This is a genomic window from Euzebyella marina (assembly GCF_003687485.1).
In the GTDB taxonomy this organism is placed as follows: domain Bacteria; phylum Bacteroidota; class Bacteroidia; order Flavobacteriales; family Flavobacteriaceae; genus Euzebyella; species Euzebyella marina.
In genome coordinates this window covers 599,708-624,737 of sequence record NZ_CP032050.1, presented here as the reverse complement: position 1 = coordinate 624,737, position 25,030 = coordinate 599,708, and the positions used below count along the sequence as shown (strand labels likewise).

Annotated in this window: 11 protein-coding genes; 5 read left to right on the top strand and 6 right to left on the bottom strand. The window is 42.1% G+C overall.

What is annotated here, in order from left to right; all coding sequences use genetic code 11:
- The first annotated feature begins 23 nt into the window (after positions 1-23).
- Complete coding sequence (locus D1013_RS02520) at positions 24-2,279, top strand: xanthine dehydrogenase family protein molybdopterin-binding subunit (protein WP_121847391.1); 2,256 nt, start codon at positions 24-26, stop codon at positions 2,277-2,279.
- A 10-nt stretch (positions 2,280-2,289) separates the two neighbouring features.
- Here the strand turns inward: D1013_RS02520 and D1013_RS02515 are convergent, their stop codons facing one another.
- Together D1013_RS02515 and D1013_RS02510 are read right to left on the bottom strand one after the other, a co-directional pair.
- Entirely contained in the window at positions 2,290-5,841 is a 3,552-nt protein-coding gene (locus D1013_RS02515) for a BamA/TamA family outer membrane protein (protein WP_121847390.1), read from the bottom strand.
- A gap of 117 nt (positions 5,842-5,958) precedes the next feature.
- A complete protein-coding gene (locus D1013_RS02510; RefSeq protein ID WP_121847389.1) occupies positions 5,959-7,200 on the bottom strand; it encodes a hypothetical protein in 1,242 nt (413 codons plus the stop codon).
- A 162-nt stretch (positions 7,201-7,362) separates the two neighbouring features.
- On the opposite strand from D1013_RS02510, the gene D1013_RS02505 reads away from it, so the two are divergent.
- The 4 genes from D1013_RS02505 to D1013_RS02490 all read left to right on the top strand — a co-directional run bounded on the left by D1013_RS02505 (position 7,363) and on the right by D1013_RS02490 (position 16,803).
- On the top strand, positions 7,363-8,541 hold the full coding sequence (locus tag D1013_RS02505; protein ID WP_121847388.1) for a hypothetical protein: 1,179 nt from the start codon (positions 7,363-7,365) through the stop codon (positions 8,539-8,541).
- Positions 8,542-8,863: 322 nt separating this feature from the next.
- Positions 8,864-11,872 (top strand): SusC/RagA family TonB-linked outer membrane protein, encoded by a 3,009-nt coding sequence (locus D1013_RS02500; RefSeq protein ID WP_121847387.1) that lies wholly within the window; start codon positions 8,864-8,866, stop codon positions 11,870-11,872.
- Between the two features lie 11 nt (positions 11,873-11,883).
- Complete coding sequence (locus tag D1013_RS02495) at positions 11,884-13,371, top strand: RagB/SusD family nutrient uptake outer membrane protein (protein ID WP_121847386.1); 1,488 nt, start codon at positions 11,884-11,886, stop codon at positions 13,369-13,371.
- A 117-nt stretch (positions 13,372-13,488) separates the two neighbouring features.
- Complete coding sequence (locus D1013_RS02490) at positions 13,489-16,803, top strand: VCBS repeat-containing protein (protein WP_121847385.1); 3,315 nt, start codon at positions 13,489-13,491, stop codon at positions 16,801-16,803.
- Here the strand turns inward: D1013_RS02490 and D1013_RS02485 are convergent.
- The 4 genes from D1013_RS02485 to D1013_RS02470 form a co-directional block, all read right to left on the bottom strand.
- On the bottom strand, positions 16,800-17,837 hold the full coding sequence (locus tag D1013_RS02485; RefSeq protein WP_121847384.1) for a glycoside hydrolase family 43 protein: 1,038 nt from the start codon (positions 17,835-17,837) through the stop codon (positions 16,800-16,802). The genes D1013_RS02490 and D1013_RS02485 overlap by 4 nt on opposite strands.
- A gap of 20 nt (positions 17,838-17,857) precedes the next feature.
- Positions 17,858-19,297, bottom strand: coding sequence for an MFS transporter (locus tag D1013_RS02480; protein WP_121847383.1), 1,440 nt, complete (start codon positions 19,295-19,297; stop codon positions 17,858-17,860).
- Between the two features lie 23 nt (positions 19,298-19,320).
- Complete coding sequence (locus D1013_RS02475) at positions 19,321-20,457, bottom strand: endo-1,4-beta-xylanase (RefSeq protein ID WP_121847382.1); 1,137 nt, start codon at positions 20,455-20,457, stop codon at positions 19,321-19,323.
- Between the two features lie 208 nt (positions 20,458-20,665).
- Positions 20,666-24,796 (bottom strand): two-component regulator propeller domain-containing protein, encoded by a 4,131-nt coding sequence (locus D1013_RS02470; protein ID WP_121847381.1) that lies wholly within the window; start codon positions 24,794-24,796, stop codon positions 20,666-20,668.
- Positions 24,797-25,030 lie beyond the last annotated feature (234 nt).

The window sequence follows — 25,030 nt, the reverse complement described above, 5'->3', positions numbered from 1 at the left end:
TCAAACTCCCTAAAAGCAACATCATGACACTGGTAAAAACATCTTATAACAGACGTTCATTTTTAAAAACGACCACCATGGCAGGTGGCGGATTGGTATTAGGTTTTAGTTGGCTGGCCTCGTGCAAACCAGAAGTACAACAGCAACAAGTTGCTGAAATGCCCAAAGAATGGTTCGACCTGAACGGCTATCTGAAAATCGGCGATAATGGCATGGTCACCATCATGTCTCCTAACCCGGAAATTGGGCAAAATGTAAAGACATCGATGCCTATGATAGTTGCCGAAGAACTTGATGTTGACTGGAAAGATGTTATTGTTAAACAAGCACCACTGAACACCGAAATTTTTTCACGTCAGTTGGCAGGAGGTAGCCAGAGTATCCGCCAAGGATGGGAAAGCCTTCGAATGGCAGGTGCTACCGCAAAGCATATGCTGGTCGCGGCCGCAGCGCAAGAGTGGCAAGTTCCGGCCAGTGAAATAACCGTTAGCAATGGCGAAATTTCACATAAGGCTTCTGGAAAAAGGGCCCATTTTGGCGAGATGGCTTCCGCAGCCGCTCAATTGACCGTACCTGAGGAAGTCAAATTGAAAGAACATAAAGACTTTACCATTATCGGTACGTCAAGAAAGAATGTTGACGGCAAAAAGATAGTTACCGGCCAACCTTTATACGGTCTTGATGTTCAAAAAGAGGGAATGCTTATCGCCATGATAGCGCATCCGCCCGCTTTTGGCATGCAATTAAAATCGTTCGATGCAGAAGAGGCCAAATCAATGCCCGGTATCAAAGATGTTTTTCAGATGAAAACCTTTGAAGACGACTATAACATGAGCGCCTTTGACAATACCGCGTTCAAAAATTTGGTCGTTGTTGTCGGGGAAACTACTTGGCAGGTGATGCAGGCTAAAAAAGCACTGAAAGTTGAGTGGGAACAATCTCCTACCCAGGAAGCAAAAATGCAGATTTTCGGTCGTGAAATGAACGTTCGTTTTCCAGAAGGTCTAGAAGGCACCGAAGGTCATAACGAAACTTTGGCCCAACAAGGTAAAATTACGCAGGAAGTAGCCCGTAAAGATGGCGACCCAGAAGCCATGTTCAAGAAAGCTGCCAAGATTATCGAGCGCAGTTATTCTTGTCCGTTTTTGGCACACAACTGTATGGAGCCCATGAACTTCTTTGCAGATGTAAAAGCTGATGAGGCTACCCTTATTGGCCCCATTCAAACTCCAGAAATTATGGAGCAAAGCGTTTCTGCGCGATTGGGTCTCCCCCTAGAAAAAATAGATATTCAGATGACCCGTATGGGCGGTGGTTTTGGACGTAGACTGTACGGACACTTTTTGACCGAGGCCGGAGTAATTTCACAAAAGATGAAATCGCCCATTAAATTGGTCTATACACGCGAAGATGATATGAGTATGGGGGTCTATCGCCCGGCCTATCACGCCTATTACCGCGCAGCTTTAGATGCCAACAACAATCTAATTGCGTTTCATGTTCGGGCCGGTGGTATTCCGGAAAGCCCATTAGCAGCCAACCGTTTTCCTGCCGGAGCTGTAGACCACTATCTTGCAGAGAACTGGACAGTCGATTCCAATATTACGGTAGGGGCGTTCAGAGCGCCGCGATCAAACTTTATCGCCGGCGCAGAACAATCATTTTTAGACGAGGTGGCCGAAGCTGCCGGAAAAGACCCTATCGATTTTCGATTGGAGCTATTGAAAAAAGCACAAGAAAAGCCCGTGGGTGAAAACAACGATTACGAGGCCGATCGCTACGCCGGAGTGTTAGAACTGGTTCGTGACAAAGCCAATTGGGGCCAGGAGAAAGCCGGTATGCACCGCGGGGTTTCTGCCTATTTCTGTCATAACTCGTATGTAGCCCAAGTACTGGATATAACTATGAAGGATGATAAGCCAACCGTTGAAAAAGTTACCGCTGCCATCGATTGCGGAATAGTCGTCAACCCCGATGCGGCAAAAAATTTGGCCGAAGGCGGTGCGGTTGATGGTATTGGCCATGCCATGTACAGCGGACTGACCTTTAAAGACGGAGCGCCCGAACAGAGTAATTTTGACAAATACCGATTGATTCGTCATAGTGAGGCACCTAAAGAAATAGAAACTTATTTTGTTGAAAACGGCATCGATCCTACGGGACTGGGCGAACCGCCTTTCCCTCCCATTATGGGCGCATTGGCCAACGCTCTGTATAAAGCTACCGGTACGAGACACTATCACCAACCTTTTATAACCGAAAAACAGGTGGTAGGGTAAAGAGAAGTAGTTAGAAATTAAACCCAAAGCTAAACAACAGTCGGCTGCCTTCATCACCATGGTATAAACCGAGGTTGCCTGTAAAGGCACTAAAGCCCGTTACCCACACGGAACCGCCGAAATTGTTTTTCCATTTGGAAGAACCATCGTCGGCCAACCATACGCGGCCATAGTCAAAACCGGCGCTTACACCGATTTGTAAAGGCACAAAATCAGTACGGAACCTCGAAACGCCCACTCTTAAATCGGTCGACTGATAAAAGGCCGATTTACCGTTAAAACGTTCGTTTCTGTAAGCCCTCAGACTTTTGTTGCCCCCTAAAAGAGCACCGTGGTAAAACTCATAGTTATCGCCTAAAACGGTCTCACCTGCTACTTTGGTAGCAATGACTGCGATACCGCTGGGGTGTAAGGGGTAGATAAGTGACAAAGAAGGTTTAACATACCCAAAATGGTTGTCTTGCCCGCTGATATTCGATTTATATCCGATAGCCATATCAAAATTCATGGCCCTGTTAGGAAATGCAGGGTCGTTCATATTTTTATAAGAATAACCGGCCTCTGCAGAGGCATATAATTGCGGTTCGTAAACATCATTATCAGAAGCAAATACCTGACCTACATATCGGTCGTCATCATTTGATACGTCATAAGATTCCAGACCGGGTCGAAGGTATAGTTGGCTGCCGCCACTACCATGCAATAAATAAGGCGAAATTTGCCATTGACGTATACGCACCCGATTGTAATCGCGATCTAAACTGGTATCGTACGGGCTGTTATTGCCCGCACCAAAGTAATTCATGGTGAAGTTAGGGCTGGTATATCGCAGGTCGAGCCCTAGGTTCCATTCATGAAATACGTTTGCGAATTCACCATTGTAATCGACCGAAAATCCGTTGGTGGCAAAATAGTATTCTGCACCCAGGGTATGTTGCGCCTGAAACGGATTGTTAGCCAAGCCGTAGGTCGTAAAACGGTCTTTTAGCCCTATTCTAAAACCTGTATCGCCATCATAACCGCCGCTAGGGTACAGAATATTCTCATGGTATTTTCTCTTAAGATAATCATAGGTATTGACCGAATAAGAATCTGTCAACCATTTTCTCGACTTAGGGTTGACAATCGTATTGTCTTTGCTCTCATAATCGTAGAGCTTTACTTTTTTGACGGATTTAAAGTCGTAGGTATCATTTTTCTTTCCACCAATTACTTTGATATTAATAGGCTTGTTGCCATCACCTGTAACCTCGAACGTATCATTACCATCTAAACCGTAGACCCAAATTTCTTTGGTCTGGTCGGCATAGTACGAATTCTCAAAAACAACCGAATCTTGGGTTATGGTAATATGTGTTTCGCCATTGGGCTTTCTGGCAATCAAAAATCCATCATCTTCTTCGGTACCAATAACCACCTCAAACCGTTTCAAATAGTCATAATAAGATTGGGCAATAGTGGCCAAACCATCACGTCGGGCCTTCAAGTATTTCTTAATGGTGTCAATACTTTCGTCTTGCGCCTCTTGGGGCAATGACACAAAGGCTTTTTCAATTTCCTCGTCAGTCAGTTGTTGTTGAATAAAATCGACCTGGACTTTCCAATCTTCCCATGTGGCGAGCTTTATAAAAGTTTTATCCATAGGGTATCCCGAAAGATTGAACCACTTTTCACTTTTAACATCAACATCATAGCTTTCCATTCTACGAAGTCTTGGAAATGAAAATTTTAAAAGGGAGATAATAGGTCCGTCATACTTAGGAAAAGCCTGATCCCAATCTCTAGGAATCGCTTCATAGCGCTTTCTACCATCTTCAGTCTCAAATTCTGCCCAGCGCCATTGATCTTGATGCCGATCCCAATTGCCCACCAACATATCGAATAAACGGGCACGAATAAAACTAGCTTCATCGACAAAAGCATCTTTAGATTCCCTCAATTTGAAGCGCAGGTCGTGCGTGCTTAGAATATCATCTGGTTTACCGAAGGTTTCAAAATTTTTGTTTTCGTCGCCGGCATGTTCCTCTAACATAAAAAGGGCATCGCCGTAATCTTCATTAAAAATTCCCAATCCCCTTTGTTTGGGTACATAATAAATTTCGGGGTTGGCATGAAGTACTTCTAAGGTCTCTGACAACTCATTCATCGCAAAAGGCGCATAAGGGTGCGCGGTAGTGTAAAAGTCAAGCACATATCTCTCGGCTACTGTGTTATCTAAATAATCGATGACGTAGTGCGTAGTAATGGCATTGGTCTGCAAGAATCTAAGTGCACTTTTTCGTAAGGCCCGTAAGGTATATTCGTTCTCATTATCATCAATAAGCCTAAGCGACCTCGATTGGTTACCTCCGCCCTCTGAAATTGGTCTGACATTATGCGGTAACCGGTCTATTTGCAATACAGGCGCTTCAATTTTTTTACTGTAGATACTTCTGTAATGGTCTCCCCATAACCATTTATAGAAGCCCCCTTTTTCGGTTTCTTCTTTGGTATAAATTGATGCCTTTACCGACGACCCAATATTTTTGTCAGCATAAGATATCTCATCTTCGTAAAGACGGTCTCTTTTAATTTGTTGGGTAAATTTTGGTTTTGCATCCTCGTTTTCGATTTCAAAGAAATCTACTTTAGAACTTCCATTCTTAAAAACGGTCAGCTTAGCATACCCTTGCTTATCGCTTTCAAAATGTTCTTCTTTACGTGCCCGAGCTTTTTCCGTTTTACCTATAGCACCACTGATAATTTGCGGAATACCATCATCTTCTAGGTATTGAAGGTTTCTATCTTTTCCCGACACGAATATGACATCTTCAAACTGACTGGCTAGAGTTTCCATTCGACCGCGTAGTTGTCTATTTTGTGCGTTCTGATAAGATTGCGACGTAAAGCCCCCCATTTTGTCAATTGCTGAAATTTTTGAATTGCTCATGACAGGCTGGTACACGGCCACAATTACCGTTTTGCCTTGGCTATCTTTTAAATCGTCTTTGAACTCTGCCCAGAATTCACTTCTGGTCTTGTATTCACACTTTTCATTAATGTAGGGGTGTTCATCCCAATCTTCTAAAAACCATTGCGAATCTACCATCTCTAAAACCACCTCATCGTTGATGTCTTCACGTTCTAGCGGACACCCATCATTGGGCCAAAACTTGGCCTTGCTATTATCTTGCAAATAAGATTCAAGGTCATCAATACTCTGGGGTGCATCGGTCAACCATTCATTTTTGCCTGGGGTTAAGATGACATTACCGTTAAAATCGTCCCAAACCTGCATTAAAGGTTTTAAATAGGCCTTTGCGCTTTCTTGCTTTTCTTCTTTAGAAGGAAACCCATTTTTATCAACAACATTGCCTAGAAGTAGCAGCGTAGCATTCTCATCTTTTTTGGAGGCCGTGTTGATAGCTTCCAGCATCCCTTTCGCGTCTTGAAAGGATACATCGCCCAAATGGGAAGTGATATAAAAGGTATGGGAAACTTCTTTGTCTAGTTCATCACTTGTTTGTGAGAATAGCGATTGAAACAGGAAGAAAGTAATACCTATACAAAAAAATGCTCGCATGAAAATTGGTTTTGGCTGTCTAGAAGACACTAATGCGGCGCAACTTAGCAAATGCCCCAATCTAAGGTTGCCTAAAAAGAATTTTACCTTGCCTCAAAAAATCAGAAAAAAATTTTATCAAGGAAAGAGAAAAGAAGTTTGGTCATTGTCCCGTAGCTGCACTCTTTGAACGACCCCAGTTCCCTCAAAATGGATGGAAAAACCTTTTATGAGAGCAGATTCATCGGGCACGGGCATTTGATAGGCCATTTGCCCATTTACCAGAATCTGCATTCGTCCGTTTCTTGATTGTAACCCTAAATTGACAGGACGTTCAAAATCGACCCCAAAACCTGAAAGGTCAGTCTTCTTACCATCGATGTATTGCCCAAAGGCCATCATGTTCAATGTAGCCACACAACCTTGGTTAGATAACGGAACCCCCACGGCCCCACCTTCATAAATTAAATAGACTTGAGCACGGTGACAACCGCTCGAATTCTGTGGCGTGGTATTTTGTAAATCTATTGAAAAATTAAAGTCTTGGATACTGATGGGTCCGAAATCATTCATTTGATAAAAACCAATCGAAACATCGCTCGTTCTTGGGTCTAACCGATAGCTCTTCAAAACTGTACTATCGACCCCAAGAAGTCCATCCTTTAGAATAACATTCTCGTCTAAATACAGCGGGATTGAATCACGTTCAATCACCCCCAACCAACCATCGGTAGGTATAAATACATCTTCTCGTGCTACTACTGATTCATCGACCATTAATTTGGCATTAAAGAACCCAGGTCGATGGTAGATACAGGTTGCCACACTGTCGCCTCTTTCGACCTCAATACGCTTTCCGGGGTCCCAATCTTGTTGAATTTCTATTTCGGCCCCATCATTAGCTGCGGAAGCTTTGTATTCAAATACTACCGAATTAGGAAGCCCTTTCGCTATCGTTCTACTCTTCAAATAAAAATCAGTCTCGTTATAGCTAACCGAACTTGTGTGTACATCCTCCTTTTGCGGCCAATTGAGTGATAGTATGGCGATGGCAATTGTTAACACCCCTATCACGGCTAAAATTTTTTGCCAAGGAACCTCTCTCTTAAACTCTTTACTATCTACCGCGGTTTGAGTCTTTTTAAATTCTCGCCAGTCGGTAAACCCGATAAATTGTGAAAGAATGTTCAGTGTTGCAGCGCTCGGGTTGGCAACTCTTTCGGCACGGCCCCAAATGCGTTTGAGTGTTGTGACGCTCAGCCGTTTTTTGGTCGCTTCCAATATTCGTTCGCTCAAGGCCTCAAAATCACTATTACTCCATGTGCTGCCACTACCCCAACCCAAATGGGTTTCGATTTGGGTGACCAAAAGTCGGATCATATATGTGTTTGAATTTTCCATAAAACTACTCAGTCACAGGTCTATTTTAAGCCATGAACAGGATTAAACATGATTGAACAGATTGAACAGGCCTTGGGTACCGGAGCACAAATACCTTTAACACTATCAAATTTACCTTTTTAATATAAAATCTGTACAACTATGAAATCGAGAACACCTCTATCACCGTTTCTGCTTTTGAGCTTATTATGCTTTTCGACTCTTTGGGGTCAGGGTAAGAAGCAAAAACCTATTAATTATGCATTGAACTCAAAGAATTGGGCTACCCTGACCGACAATGTCAGTTTTGACGATTATAAAGGAGTGTCCGCAGCTAGCAGCACCAATGACAAACCCTTTCAAATTATGCTCAAAGATGTTGAGTTCGCCAATGGCATCATCGAATTTGATGTCGAATTAAAGGGAATGGGGTTTCCGGGAATCACCTTTCGAATTGACAAAGACAGTCTAAATGGTGAAATCTTCTATCTGCGACATTTTGGAGATCCTGACCCTATGCTACGAACTACCATGCAATATGCGGCAATAGTCGACAAAGTAAACCTATGGGACCTTACCGATGAATACCAAGCGGCATCGAGCTTATTGGAAAACCAATGGAACCATATTAAAATGGTTATCAACGGCAAACAGATGCGGGTTTATGTAAACAATATGAAAAAGCCTTCCCTTTATATTCCCGCTATGGAAGGAATCACCTCATCGGGCGCCATTTCGTTATCGGGTAACGTAGTCTTTGCCAATATGCAGATTACCCCAGATGCTACCGAAGGTATCCCGGCCGATGAAGGCTACGACCCTACTGCCAGTGATTCTCGATATCTTCGCAATTGGCAAGTGACCGAACCCATTGACTTTCCTTTTGGGGAAGACCTTCTTAAAGGTATACCCTACAGCCCAGGTGTTGCCATACGTGACGATTTATGGGACAGTACTGCGACATGGCAAGATGTGAAAGCTTCCAGACGAGGGCTGGTCAACCTGACCTACAATTTCGGGCAGACCGAAAGTGGTTCAAGAAGACTCACTTGGCTTAAAACAACCATAAATGCCAAAACAGCCATAAGCAAACGTTTAGACTTTGGTTTTAGCGACGAAGTGTGGCTTTTTATTAACGGCCAACCCCTTTACATTGACAAAAATTATTACGGTTCTCCCGGCATGAAAGAGCCCAAAGGAAGATGTACGCTAGAAAATTCTTCAATAGACATTCCTTTACAAGAAGGAGAAAACGAAATTCTTATCGGCCTTACCAATTATTTCTATGGTTGGGGCGTTATCGCCAGGTTCAGTAACAATGAAGGCATTGTTCATCTTTAATTCTCTATAAAATAGACCGGAACATAAAAAATTCCGGTCTATTTCCTCTCTTAGCGTAAAGGCCCCTTAACTTCTTTTTTAAATTATAGTTCTGACAACTAATGCCTTTTCTTCCTAAGAATAGCATACCTAAGCGCATTAAAAGTTGTTGAATTGCTAATATAAAGCCGGCTGAAACCCCATATTTACAAATGATGCAACAAATATACTAGCATACGCTTCAAGAGTTTTATCGTATCGCCTACCTCAAAAATATATTTGTCTTGCTCGATTGCCTTATAAGTTTGAAGAGGCCGAGACAACTTAACTTAAACTCAACATTATGATCAAACTCAAATTAGCGTGCATTACTCTTTTTGTAATGTTCGGGCACTTTGCCTTTTCGCAAACTACAGTGAGCGGTGTAGTGTCTGACGAATCCGGGGTACCCTTGCCCGGAGCCTCAATTGTGGTGGCTGGTACGACCAACGGTACCCAAACCGATTTTGACGGTAATTATACCATTTCAGATGTACCGCCCAATGGAAACTTGACCGTAAGTTATATCGGTTATTTAACCCAGCAGGTACCGGTCAACAGTAGAACGACCATTAACGTAACATTGGCAGAAGACCTTCAGACCTTGGATGAGGTTGTGGTTGTGGGATACGGCACTCAATCAAGGGCTGAGGTCACCGGTGCCATTACTACCGTTGGCTCAGAAGAGCTGACCGCCTTGCCGGTCGCTACGGCCGACCAAGCTTTACAAGGTAGAGCAGCTGGGGTAACGGTCTTGAACACAGGTTCCCCCGGAACCGCTCCGGTAGTTCGTATCCGTGGTTTAGGAACGATGAACAACAACGACCCGTTATATGTAATAGACGGAGTTATTGCTGGAGGTCTAGGTGATTTGAACCCTAATGACATCGAATCGATCAACGTCTTAAAAGATGCTTCTACAACTGCTATTTATGGTTCGCTAGGGTCGAACGGCGTTGTAATGGTCACTACCAAAAAAGGGCGTAGAACCGGTAAGACGGTAATTAACCTTGACTCTTATACCGGTATTCAATACTCCGACCAGCGTTACGATATACTTGATGCCGAGCAATACAGACAATTTGCACAAGAAGGTTTTGGTTTTACACCGACATCACCTCTATCACAGTCTAATAACGACACCGACTTTCAAGATGCCATTTTTAGAACCGGCGTTATGCAAAAGGTTGATTTGGGTATTTCGGGAGGAACGGAAAATGGTGATTTTAGGTTTTCCGCAGGATATATGGACCAAGAAGGTGCCATCATTGAAACAGGTTTCGAACGTTTCTCTTTTCGCGCCAACAGTAATTTTAGCATAGGTAAATTTAAGTTTGGGGAAACTATGTCGGTTTCATTTAACACCCAAAACCCTGAAAGAAACCTCGGTGCACGTTCTTTATTGGAACATGCTATAAAAATTCCACCGTATCTGCCCGTTTACAACCCTAACAACCTTGGAGGTTTTCAAGGGCCAAGCTCTGGGTTGGATGGGCAAGATGCCGAAAACCCGGTTAGGGTACAGACCTTGGGCGAACACGTAAACAAATCTTCGGCCATTATCGGAAGTATTTTTGGTGAATTTGAGATTCTGAATGGTTTGACCTTCAAAAGCCAAGCAGGTCTTGAATACCGTAACTCGAATACCGACATTTTTAGGCCTTCATATAACGATGATAGCGAAGGTGCTACCCATGCCTCTAACTTCGCCGCCATAACAAAAAACTCGAGCCTAAGAAAATCGATTATTTTGACCAATAGTTTAAACTACACGAAGTCGTTCAACGACGTTCATAACTTCGAGGTGTTGCTATTGGCGGAAAAACAAGATAGAACTGACGACTTACTCAACTCCAATAGTCAGAACCCGATCACTGACGACCTCAATCAAGTATCTAACGAACAGTCATTTTTACAATCACAATCATTTGAGTATAATCGTATCGGTTATTTGGCAAGGTTGAACTACAACTTTGACCAAAAGTACATTTTCGCGGCCTCTGTAAGGCGTGATGCTTCTTCCCGTTTCGGTTCCAATAATAGATGGGGTACCTTTCCGTCGGTAGCCTTGGGTTGGAATATCGCGAAAGAGAACTTCTTGGCCGACACCTCTATAAGCACCTTAAAATTAAGAGGCAGCTGGGGTGTTACCGGTAATGACAGAATCGGTGATTACCAATACAGTGCCACTTTATTGGCGAACTTTTTCTACCCTATCGGAAATGGCCTGGCCACAGGAACCACAGCTGGTGGTCTTGCCAATCCTGATTTGAAATGGGAGGAAACTACCATGAAAAATATCGGGTTGGATTTTGGCCTTTTTGGAGGTCAGTTTACCGGTGCCATTGAGTACTATAACAACACTAGCGATGACCTCTTGATGAGCAGGCCTCTGCCAGGTTCGCTTGGTATTCATTCCGGTTCGGTAACTGAAAACGTGGGTAGTGTCGAAACCAGTGGTTTTGAAGTAAGCCTAGGCTACAACGATTTTGAAGGCGACTTTACATGGTCGGCCAACCTGAACCTGGGCACCTCGAAAAACGAAGTAAAATCTTTGGGTGCCAATGAATCGCTCTCGGGTGGTACCTTCGAGGCCCAGGATATTTCACGTGTAGAAGTCGGTGAACCTCTGTTCTTCTTCTTTGGTCTAGAAACCGATGGCCTCTATCAATCAGAACAAGAAGTAACGGCACATTTAGGTGCAGATTCAGACAAGTTGCCGGGTGACATACGTTTCGTAGACCAAAATGGTGATCAACAAATCAATGCTGATGACAGGATGAAAATTGGTAATCCGTATCCAGATTTAACATACGGTCTCAATCTGAATGCCAACTACAAACAACTCGACCTAAATCTATTCATTTCAGGGGTTGCCGGTGTTGACGTTTACAATACCAATATTTATGATTTGGAAGGAATGCCCCGTCTCTTCAACGCTGGCACCAATGTGCTCAACCGATGGACAGGACCTAATACTTCCAACTCGGTACCACGAGCCGATGGTAGCCCACAGAACTTCAATTCGATTTCAGATCGTTTTGTCGAAGACGGTTCTTATACACGTTTGAAAAATATAACCCTAGGGTACACCTTGCAAGGTAGTTCGGCACTTGACCAATATTTCTCTAAATGTAGAATATATGTGAGCGGGCAGAACTTGATTACCCTAACCGACTATTCCGGATTAGACCCCGAAGTGGGTAACCCATTGACCAATGATGGTGGTGGCAGACAGTATGAATTGGGTATTGATAGAGGTAACTATCCTCAGCCAAAATCAATCTTACTCGGAGTACAATTATCATTCTAAAAAAAATTACCATGAAAAACAATAAGATCATCTTAACGATTCTTGCCAGTTTAGGCTTGGTATTTAGCTGTAATGAAGATTCCTTAGAGCTGACCAACCCCAATGAACTGTCACCGGATACCTTCTTTCAAAACCCTGTACAGGTGCAATCGGCAGTCAATGCAGTGTATTCGAACCTTCAAACACAAGGTCTTTATAGTAGGCACATGTTCTTTATGATGGATAACATGGCCCATGAAAACGGAGGAAACACCCAATTGGAGGCCGATAAAAGGCAATATCTCGATTTCTCTTTCGATTCGAGTCACGGTGCTATTGGTGCGTATTGGGAAAGTTGCTACCGAGGTATTAATAAGGCCAATTTTGTAATCGAAAATGCAGAGACCATCAACGCTATTTTGCCATCGGTCATGAGCACCGAAGACAAGCAAAAGGCGATGGGCGAAGCGAAGTTTTTAAGAGCGCTGTTCTATTTTCTAATAGTGACCCGATTTGGTGATGCTCCCTTGATTACCACTTTGCCTCCTGATGACGGAGTTGGTTTTCCCAAGAGTAGTGCAGAAGAAATTTATGCTCAAATCATTCAAGACCTGCAAGAAGCTATTCCGACTCTAAAATTAAAAGGTGAAGAAGAAAATGGTCGTGCCACCAAGGGTGCTGCCCAAGGATTGTTAGGCAAAGTATATCTTTTCTTAGAGCGCTATGACGATGCCCTAACCCAATTTAATGCCCTTAATGGTTATTCATTGGAAGACGACTACTTCAACAACTTTAAGGAAGAGACAGAATTCGGGCCAGAGTCTATTTTCGAAATTCAATACGATGACGACCTTGGTTTTAGTGCCCAATGGAATTCAGACCGTTCAGGTGAAGGACCTAACGAGGCCACTTTTAGAGGTCAAGAATACGGTTTTAATGATTGGTTTAACGTTTTTCCGTCTGACGATCTTTTGAACGAATACGAAGAAGGTGATATTCGCTTTGAGCAATCGTTCTATGTCAACGGTGATACTTTTGGCCCTGACAGCACTTTGACCGTCGACCACTTTCCGAGTAACGCCGGAGGTAACGCGGGTTGGTCAAAATACAATAACTACTACAAAGATGCCAACGAGGATCAAACTTCGGGTATCAACTTTAAATACATGAGATATGCCGACGTTCTATTGATGATGGCCGAATGTGAGAGCATGAGACCGGGGGGTGACCAAGATACCGCAGTAGGGCTCATCAACCAAGTTCGTGAACGGGCAGGTCTAGACCCTTTACCAACCGGTTTATCTCAAACCCAAGTATTCGATGCCTTGATTCATGAGCGAAAAGTGGAATTGGCCGGTGAGCAGTGTAGATTTAATGACATTATACGCTGGGGCGTGTCTGATACCGAATTGGCAGGAACCAATTTTCAAGCGGGCAAACATGAATTATTACCCATTCCACAAGCAGAAATTGATGCTAACATCAACTTGACTTCTGCTGATCAAAACCCAGGATATTAGTTATTTTTTCAGAATAGTTTCTTTAAGTTAGTTTAGTTTTTTCAGAAAACAGCGTGTAGGTAGCACGCTGTTTTTTTACTATCATTTTTACAGTGCAATCGAAGTAAAATCAAACAGGTGAAAAAGAAGGTTATCAACATATGCTCATTGTTAATTCTAGGTAGCCTTTTTATAATAGGTTGTCAAAAAGAAACGAGACCCGCCCCAACAGAGGAACAAAAGATATTTTCTGCCTTGAGTGCTGCAAAAAGTGGTGTTCATTTTGAAAATACCTTGACCGAAAATGATAGCCTTAATTACTTCACTTACTCATACCTATACATGGGTGGTGGGGTAGCTACTGGTGATGTGAACGGCGACGGACTTTTAGACCTTTATTTCACAGGTAACCAAGTACCCAATAAGTTATATCTGAACAAAGGCAACCTGCAATTCGAAGATGTAAGCGACAAGGCGGGTGTAGCTGGCGACTACAGGTGGTATACAGGCGTGACGATGGGCGATATTAATGGGGATGGCCTATTGGATATTTATTGCTCTGTTGGAGGTAAGTTTGAGCCACGTGAAAATCAACTGTTCGTCAACAATGGCGATGGCACATTTTCGGAAAAAGCGAAGGAATATGGCTTGAACGATATTGGAAACAGTGTGCAAGCCACCTTTTTCGATTACGACAAAGATGGTGACCTTGATTTATACGTAGCGAATTACCCGCCTACCAAATTCGACTCCCCTACTTTCGTGTATACCTATAAAATGCAAAATGTCAAACCCGAAGAGAGCGATCACCTATACCGAAATGATGGCGGTAGTTTTACCGATGTGACAGAAGAAGCCGGGCTTTTGGTTTATGGTCTTTCTCTAAGCGCCACCGTTGGTGACTTAAATAACGATGGTTGGCCCGACATTTATGTGTCAAGTGATTTCAACTCCCCCGATTTTCTTTACCTGAACAATCAAGACGGAACATTCAAGGAGGTAGTCAAACAGGCCACCTCACATACGGCCTTCTATGGTATGGGCACCGATATCGCCGATATGAACAACGATGGTTTTCTTGATATTTTTCAAGTGGATATGGATGCCAAAACCAACCGCAGAAAAAAGGCCAATATGGCCAGTATGAACCCCCAACTCTTTTGGGATGTGGTCAATGCTGGTTTTCACTACCAATACATGCACAATTGCATGCAATTGAATTCTGGCGTTTTTGGCCCTGAAGGCATACCTCATTTTTCGAATGTTTCCCGAATTACCGGAACCTCATCGACCGATTGGAGCTGGGGGCCTCTTTTCGCAGATTTTGATAACGACGGCCATAAAGATTTATTCGTAAGCAATGGCACGCGGCGAGAAATCAATAACAACGATTATTTCAACCGGTTGAAAAAGGTTGAGCTAGAATCGGACACCTTATTGCTGCTAAGTTTGCAGATTCCTTCCGAAAAAATCGACAATTTCATGTTCAAAAACAAAGGTGATTTGGGCTTTGAAAGAACGAATAAAGAATGGGGAATTGAATTTGAAGGATTTTCAAATGGTGTGGTATATGCCGATCTCGATAATGATGGTGACCTTGAGGTAGTGACCAATAATATCGACGATGTTGCCTCCATTTTTAAAAATTCCAGTTCTGACAACAAGAACTTTTTGCAGGTTGCTTTTAAGGGTAAAGAAGGCAATCGTCTAGGTTTGGGTAGCCGGGTTTATCTAACCAATAACGGCATGCAACAACTACAAGAATTAACAATGACCCGAGGTTTTCAGTCTTCGGTCGCACCTGAAATGCACTTTGGTTTGGACCAACTTGAAAAAGTAGAACAACTAAAGGTAGTATGGCCCGATGGAAAAGTTCAACAACTTGAAAATGTTGATGTTAACCAAAAGTTAGTTTTAAACTACTCCGATGCAACCGACAGCAACGAATCTGAATTGATTGACAAAACCCTTTTTACTTCGACCAACACAACTCCATTTCCATCTTTCAAACACAAAGAGAACGATTACGATGATTTTGACAAGCAGGTATTGTTACCCCACAAAATGTCGTCATTTGGCCCTGCTTTGGCCATAGGAGATATTAATAAAGACGGTTTAGACGACTATTTTGTAGGGGGTGCCGCCAATAATTTAGGCCGACTTTTTGTTCAAAACGATGAAGGTTTTCAAGCAGTAGACAGCTCCTTTTTAAAGGATGATGCAAGAAGCGAAGACGTGGGCGCCCTATTTTTTGATGCCGACGGTGATGATGATTTAGACCTGTATGTGGTTAGTGGCGGATATGAGTTTCCATCGGATTCTGAGTTGATGCAAGATCGTCTCTATTTGAATGATGGAAAAGGCCATTTCGCCAAAGCACAAAACTCGCTTCCTAAAATGTGGGTAAGCGGTTCAAAGGTGTACACTTCTGATTTTGATCTTGATGGAGATGACGATTTATTGGTTTTGGGGAGGCAGGTTCCCGGTAAATATCCATCGCCTGCCAGTTCTTTCATTTTATCGAATAATAGCACCAACGGCCAGGTCCGGTTTGAAATTGACACAAGCCTTCAACCAGAGGAGTTTGGTGATTTAGGAATGGCCACTAGTGCGGTCATTACCGACCTTAACAATGACAAACGACCTGATATTATAGTCGTTGGCGAATGGATGCCCATCAGGGCCTTTGAGAATAACGCAAATGGATTCAAGGAAGCATCAACCAATCTAGGTCTAGATAAAAATACCACAGGTTGGTGGTGGAGCATAGCCCAAGGTGATTTTGACAATGACGGCGATATGGACTATGTGGTAGGCAACAACGGACTTAATTATAAGTATAAGGCGTCAGAAGAGGAGACTTTTGATATTTACGTAAACGATTTTGACGAAAACAATAGGCAAGATATCGTTCTTAGCTATTACAACGAAGGAAAGCAATATCCTTTAAGGGGTAGAGAGTGCTCTTCCCAACAGATTCCGGGTATTAAGCAGAAATTTGAAAACTATGCCAGCTTTGCAGATGCTACTCTAGCCGATGTCTATACAGAAGAATCATTGAATACCGCCCTACACTACCAGATCAAATCTTTTGCAAGTATTTATCTTGAAAATCAAAATGGGAAGTTGGTTGCCAGAAAGTTGCCCGTAGAGGCGCAATTATCGAGTATCAATCAATTCTTGGTCGATGATTATGACAATGATGGCAATCTCGATGTATTAATCGCCGGAAACCTCTTTGCTTCTGAAATTGAAACCCCCAGAAATGATGCAGGTCATGGTTTGCTTCTAAAGGGTGATGGCCAAGGCAATTTCCAAAGCGTTAGCGCCTCTAAAAGTGGCTTTTTTGTACCCGGGGACGTGAAGGATATGCAACCCATCAAAACAAAGAACGGCGACTATATTTTGGCAGCAAAGAACAATGATTTTCTGCAGGCCATTAAGCTAAATTAGGCCCCGTATGGGTTTAAGGTTTCAATAGTACTATCTGCCCGGTAATTGATTTGCGCGACTTTAATCGACCTCAAATGCGTAACGCCTTTCGATAGGCTTGAGTCATGATAGAAAAGGTACCATTTGCCATTTACCTCGCAAATAGAATGATGCGACGTCCACCCTACAACAGGGTTTAATATTCTGCCAGAGTAGGTAAATGGGCCGTACGGGTTATCTCCAATGGCATAGCATATAAAATGGGTATCTCCTGTAGAGTATGAAAAGTAATACTTACCGTTATATTTGTGCATCCAGGCAGCTTCAAAAAACCGCCTCTCATTGTCTCCCGAGAGCAATAAATTTCCTTTTTCGTCTACAATTTCAATCTCTTTGGGCTTCTCGGCAAACTCTAACATGTTATCGGTTAGTTTAGCGACGAAAGGTAGTAAGGCCGGTTCTTCATCATTCGGAATATGTGCTGTTGGGCTTTCAGGAAAATCCGGATTGAAATGACCTGTACGCCATCGCTGCAATTGACCTCCCCATAATCCCCCGAAATACATATAATAACTACCGTCTTCATCTTCAAAGACCGCAGGATCAATACTAAAGCTATTCTTGATGGCATTAGGTTGGGCCTTAAATGGCCCAACCGGTGAATCGGCTACCGCTACACCGATGCGAAATACGCCATTGTAATCTTTTGCAGGAAAATAGAGATAATACTTTCCGTTCTTATAGGCTGCATCGGGTGCCCACATTTGCCTTTCCGCCCACGGTACATCATCAACATGCAAGGCAACGCCATTGTCTATAGCTTCAGAATCAACTCCCTCCATAGATATGACATGATAATCTTCCATAGCAAAATGACTTCCTAAGTCATCAAAGGCCTCGCCTGCATCAATATCATGTGAAGGATAAATATATATTTTACCATTGAATACGTGTGCGGATGGGTCTGCCGTGTAGATGTGGCTTACCAACGGCTGGGACAGGGCTACTTTGTTAAGGTGTTCAAAATCTATATGATCAATAGAATCTTCAGGCATCTTTATTAATTTTTTATTTTTTAAGGATTAATACGCCTTTTATTTAGATCAGCTTCAATCTGTACTTCCATAGCTTTATTTATTTCATAGAGAAACAATAGAGCGGCGCCTACAACAAAGGGAATGGCGGGGAAGATACTCACCAGTAGTTTGATGCCCTCTACGGCACTATCGGTTTGTAATTCTGCATTCGGCACATAATCAAAAACCCCCAACACCCAAGTGGTTATGGCTCCACCAATACTGAGTCCGGCCTTTAGACCGACCATCATGGCAGAAAAGATAATAGCTGTAGCTCTGCGATTGTTCTTCCAATCGGAATAATCGGCCACATCGGCAATCATTGCCCAAAGAATAGGTATGGTTATACCGTAAAAGAAACCATGTAATATTTGAGCTAGAAACATTAGGCCGACGGCATCGGGCGGAAGTAGATAAAAAAACAATATGAACAGCGCCGATATGAACAAAAAGAGACCAAAGACATCACGTTTACCAAATTTATCGGCCAAACTTTTTGAAAGTGTAATACCGACTATCATAAAAATAATGCCCCCAGCATTAAATAGCCCAAAACCTGCCGACACTGGATCTTGACCGAACTGGTTCAACCCGATGGCCGATAAAGCATGAAGAATGGGGGCTATAAATTCGGCCAGGCGTGTTTCTTCTACATAATTTTCGAAGTAATATACATAAGCCCCCCCTTTCATTGCCAGGGTTATGAATACCAGCGTAGTCAAAGTAAGCATGATCACCCACGGCCTGTTTTTGACCAAATCGCTCAAATCATCTTTCAGGCTTGATTTCTGCTCCGGCTTGGGCACTATTCTTTCTTTAGTGGTAAAAAAAGTGATAATAAGCATTAAGGTGCCTACAATGGCCAAAGCGGTCATTACCTTTTCAATACCTACGGACATGTCTCCGCCACCAGCACTTTTGATAATTCCCAACATAAAGACCTGAACAAAGAATTGTGCGAACATCACCGCTACAAAACGATAGGAAGAAAGACTGTTTCGTTCGCCCATATCACCGGTAATTACCCCACTTAATGCAGAATAAGGCAAGTTATTAGCGGCATACAATAGAAGAAGTAAGGTATAGGTTACTATGGCGTAAACCACTTTTCCCTTATACGAGAAATCGGGAGTGGTAAAGGCGAAAAGAGCAACGGCCCCTAAAGGTATCGCGGTAAAAATAACCCAAGGCCTAAATTTACCCCATTTAGTATGTGTTCTATCGGCCAGCGCCCCAATCAAGGGGTTAAACACGAAAGCGGCTATAAGGCCCACGGTAAGCATTATGGCCGATGAATCTTTGGGGGAAAGACCATAAATATCGGTGTAGAAAAAAGCCAAATAGGTTATGAGCGTCTGAAAGACCAAATTGGCCGCTAGATCTCCTAGGCTATAGCCAATTTTTTCCTTTACGGAAAGTTTCTGAGTTTTGGTTGTCATAGTTGAGTTGAGTTATTCCAATACTATTTCTTCAGCCCCATAACCTCATGATAAGCAGCTTTTGGACTATAATTTCTATCAAATAGCAGCGGGTAGTTGGTTCTGTTTCTGATGGGCCAACCGTTGAGCCATGAAGCCCCATCTTGTATTCCCCAAAAAGTTACCCTGTCGATTTTTTCACGGTGCTTTAGAAATAATTGGAAAATGCTTTTATAACGAGAAGCAAGCTGTTGCTCTACTGAATCGGGCAGCGATTGCGGAAAAGGGTTCATCTTTTCATCACCTTCAAAATTTTGGCTTACTTCGGCACCTTCTAAATCCCAAGGGTTCGGTAAAACCGTAATGTCCAGTTCTGTTATGGCTACCTTTACACCGGCATTGTAATAATCGACTATACTTTGTTCTATTTCTTCTAAAGTAGGCCCCTTCAGGTTCCAATGCCCCTGCATACCCACAACATCTATTTTGATTCCCCTAGATTTTAAATTTTTTACAATTGAAATTGCTCCTTTTCGCTTATCGGCGGCTGTAAGGTTATAATCATTGTAAGTTAGTTGGGCGTCAGGGTCGACCTCCGATGCCAACCGAAACGCTAAATCCAAATATTGCGGACCTATCGTTTTCAGAAAGACGGATTCGCGAAGTGTTCCGTCTTCATTTAGTGCTTCATTAACAACATCCCAAGATTGTATTTTCCCTTTATATCTTCCCATGATGGCATTGATATGGTGTCTTAAAACCTCGACCATTTCTGTACTGTCGCTTACCTCTTCCACCCAATCGGCCAATTGACTATGCCAAACCAACGTGTGCCCCACAATAAACGAGCTGTCTCTCTGGCCCATAGCAACATACTTGTCGCTCATTTGAAAGTCAAAACCATCTTCTTCCGGATGAATGTACATCCACTTCATTATGTTTTCAGGAGTTATGCTATTAAATTCACGTTTGAGCAGGCTCGTGCCTAGCGAATCAACTCCATCAATCAGTCGACCGTTGACAGCAACACCCATGTAAAAATCATCGACGAACGCATCTGAAAGACCCATTGCTTTACTCTCGTCAACCTCAGCATTTACTTTTTCTGAATTTTTACAACCAAGCAGTAACCAAAAAACTATGATAAAAAAGAATATAAGAAACCTTGACAGTTGTATCATAATGCCGCTTTTGTGATAATTAATTCTTGATTAGAAAGTAGGCACCCTGTTTGCTCAATTTCGAAATCGACAAACAACAGACCTGTATTTTAGCAACTATGTAAAAATCGCTCTTATGAAGTGGATTGCCTATTAGTTTTGAAGCAACAAATAGTACAGATGTGGCATGCGCCCACAATGTTTAAGAATAGGAACATTATGGCTTTAATTAGCCTTGTTTGAGCTCGGTAGGAAGCATACCGAAGTGAGTTTTAAAGCATTTAGTAAAATACGATGGGGATGAAAAGCCTACTTTAAAACACACTTCACTTATAGATGCATCCCCATTTTCAATCATTTCCTTCGCTTTTTCCAATCGAATTTTTCTTAAAAATTCATTCGCAGTAAATCCGGTCAAAGCCTTGATTTTTCTGTATAGTTGACTACGGCTCAAATTTAATTCCTCAGCCAATAGCTCTACATTGAGGTTTTCATCCGCCACATTCTCAACTATATAATCAATGACCCTTGCGATGAAGTTTTTGTCCAGTGTAGTCGTGTTTTCAGGTATCTTCACGTTATTGGTGTCATTACCCAACTTATCCAGAAGTATTTGTCTACTTTTCAATAACCTCTTGAGCTGCGAGCGCAGCACGGTCATATCAAAAGGCTTGCTTAAATAGACATCCGCACCTGAGTCGATACCCATAACCCAATCTTCGTTCATGGTTTTGGCAGTTAACATTAATAGGGGAATGTGACTCGTTTTCAAATCGGACTTTAATGCTTCAGAAAACTCGAAACCATTCATTTCCGGCATTACGACATCGGTTATTATTAAGTCGGGTAGGCGCTTGTTTGCCGCATCTAGACCCATTTGCCCGTTTGCGGCCTCTATTATATGATAGTCAGACTTTAGTTCTTGTTTAAGATAAGCCCTAAGTTCGGTATTGTCTTCAACTACCAAAACTGTCTTTTTACTACCTACATCTTTAAACGTACCTAATAATTCTGTAGCAGCCTCTGGTACTGAAAATTCTCCATTAGTTGCTACACTTTCTCTGCGCATAAACTCATCATCATTGAAATGATCTTTACCCAAAGGCAAAAACACCCTGAATTTGGTGCCAACGGTTTCTTCACTTTCAACAACAACAATACCTTTTAGCAGGTCAACAAAACTTTTTACCACCTCTAAGCCAATTCCTGTTCCGCCATAATATTGACTATTCATATTCTTAACCTGATAAAAGCGCTCAAAAACACTTTTTACCTCTTCTTGACTTATGCCACTACCCGTATCTTCAATACTGATTTCGATTGCCTTGATTACCTGGTTTTCATCAATTAAGGGAAACTTTTTTCCATCTTTACAAATGGTTACACCCACGGTGATAGTACCATTATCAGGAGTTATTTTAAAAGCGTTGGATAGAATGTTGAACAATACTTTTTCGAGCATACCTTGATCGCTCCATAGTTCTATATCCGTTTCCTCGGTATCAAAGAGCAAGGCAATATTTTTTAAGGCCGCCTCTTCATTAAAATGGTCGGTAATCTCTTTAGTAAAAGCCACACCGTCGAACTTAGAAACTTTCAAAGAAAATTTATTTAGTTGCAGCTTCCTGAAATCCATTAATTCATCAATTAATCGCTTAAGCCTACCAGTATTCTTTCGTACCGTATGCAACTTCTCTTTAATATTCTTCGGAAGTTTAATCTCATTACTCGTCATAATCGACTCCAATGGATTCAAAATCAAGGTCAGTGGTGTTCTAAACTCATGCGAGATATTGGTGAAAAATTGAATCTTTCTATTATTCAATTCCTCTTCTTGAAGTCTTTTTGCCCTTTCGAACTGAATCATTCTTTTTTCTCGAACTCTTTCTCGAATCAAACGATAACCAAGAAATGAGAACAACCCAAGTAATAAGATATAAGTGCATATAGCCCAGTTGGTTTTCCACCAAGGGGGCAGTACGGTTATTTTTAAGGCCTTCACATCTTCGTTCCACACCCCGTCATTATTCGAAGCCTTGACCATAAAGGTATAATCACCCGGTGAAAGATTGGTATAATGGGCACTGGTAGTATTTCCGACAAAATTCCAGGTTTCTTCAAGCCCCTCTAAGTAATAAGCGTATTGATTTTTTTCGGGCCTTGTATAATTAACCCCCGCATATTCAACTGTAAAAACCGACTGTTTGTGGTTCAAGGTTACATGTTGCGACTTACCAATGGCTTCTTTGAACGGAGACGTCTCGTTGATATCGTTTGAAGCCTTATTATAAACTTTAAAGTTTGTAAAATATATGGGCGGACGACTCTCATTGATTGCTATTTGGTCAGGTTCAACAATGTTGATACCCTTATAGTTTCCAAAATACAAAGTGCCACCTTCATCTTTAAAGGCGGCATTAAAATTGAAATCATCTGAAAGCAACCCATCATTGGTGTCAAAATTCACAAATCGCCCACTGTCTTTATCCAAATAAGACAAGCCATTATTACCGCCGACCCATAAGGTGCCATCGTCACTTTCGATAATGTTAGAAATCGTTTCTTGCTTCAGGTTGGCCGAAGAACTGTTATACCAATCTATTTTATGGCTTCTGGTATCATATTTCCACAATCCGGCCCCATCGGTACCAATCCACAAATTGCCGTACCGATCTTCAAATAAAGAAACAATCATATCGATCATGGCCTTCTCCGCAGGAATACCTTTCTCTTCGGCTACCAAATCAAGCTTTGAGAACGGCTTATTGGAGTTATGCTCTCTTTTTAGAAGCCCCCTATTGGTTGCTACCCAAACAGTATTCTCTCTATCAACCAGTACTTTTCTAATTTCAGCCTCACATTTGAACAAATTATCCGGAACATACCCGAATTCATCTGTTTTTGTGTCAAAATAATGCAAACCACTTGAGCTTGTACCTATCCAGACTACCCCGTCAATGTCTTCGGCAAAAGACATAACCCGATACGACCGTAACCTTCCTTCGACATTCGTTATTTCAAAATGCTTAAAGGTCTTGCTTCCTTGGGGCAAGTAGTACATTCCTGAATTCCAAGTGGCCACCCATAAGTTACCCCCGCTATCAAGAAATAAGTTCTGTACATCAAGCCCGGTCAACCCTTGGGCAATTTGGTTGTTCGGGTCAATCAGATGATGAAATTTTTTTCTTTCAAGATCATATACATCGATACCACCACCATCCATACCGATCCACAATCTATTTTTCTTGTCTTTGATTATACTCGTAACAGAAGAAGATTGCAACGAATTATGAACGTTCTGTATGCTCTCTAAATCTTTGAACTTATCGTACTGCTTATCATAGACACTTACACCAGCATTATACGAGCCCATCCATATTCTATCTTGATCATCTACAAACAAAGACCAAATCGAATTCGACTGTATACCGTTTACCTCAAACTTATCATAACGGTAATTTTTTACGACTGAGCCGTCTTTAGCAAGAACGAATAGCCCATCGTTCTCGGTACCACACAAAATTTTTCCATCGGGAGCCTGCACCATAGTGAAGATTCGAACATCGGTAATTCGAAACCTAGTAGCAGAATAGGTATTCATCGCCCCCGACTCTACTTTTAGTAAGCCATCGGAGAAAGTCCCCATCCATAATGATCCTGAGTCATCGATTAATATAGTCTCAATACCAAAGGGTGCACCATTGTCCGTGACTGCGCCTTTTAAAACCACTGATTTAGCCTGATTACCGTCGTATTCATACAAACCATTACTGGTGCCCATAAGTATTTTACCATCGGGTCTTTTTGTTAGGCATCGAATTCGAATGGGATCAGATGGTCGGGGATCAATGGCAACCGATTTTCCGGTCAGATTTTTGGGATCGACTTCATATAGCCCATGAGAACTGGTTCCGACCAAAATTTTACCGCCATCTGTCTCCGCAATAGCCCGTACAACCACTTTTTCAAGTGCCTTTTCCCCTTCATAAAAAATGACCCTATTAAAATGATCATGGTTTTCATCATAAACATTGAGTCCCACTTCGGTTCCTACCCAAACCCTGTTATTACTATCAACGAACGCCTTTTGAACCAAAGAACTGTTCAGCGAATTCGGGTTTTGAAATTCTTGACGATACGAAATTAGGTCAGCGCTATAATTCTTATATATACCCGCCCCGTAGGCTCCTATCCATATTATACCATTCTGATCTTGAACAATGGTAGATATTGCCTTTTGAGTAATGTTTTTATCAATATCAACAAATGAATATTCAACTTCGTTATTTTGGGAATAACCAACTTGAACAAGGCCCAAAAATAGAGCTGTTAATTTGAAAAGCCACTTTAACGATTTCATTATAATCCCGCTTTGAACCTAAGGTTCTTTTAATTCGATTGCGTAAATTTTGCTGAGCCTTAAAAATAGTTATTTAGAGTTAACAATCTCGCATTAGAGCCTTCATTAACAGTTTTCTTGGTTGAAACACGAAGAACTTATTTGCCTCAATATAAATCACTTGTAACAATCATTAAAAGTAGGCATGCTTCAAATGTTGTATAAATGGACACATAGTTTTTAGTAAAGAGGTGA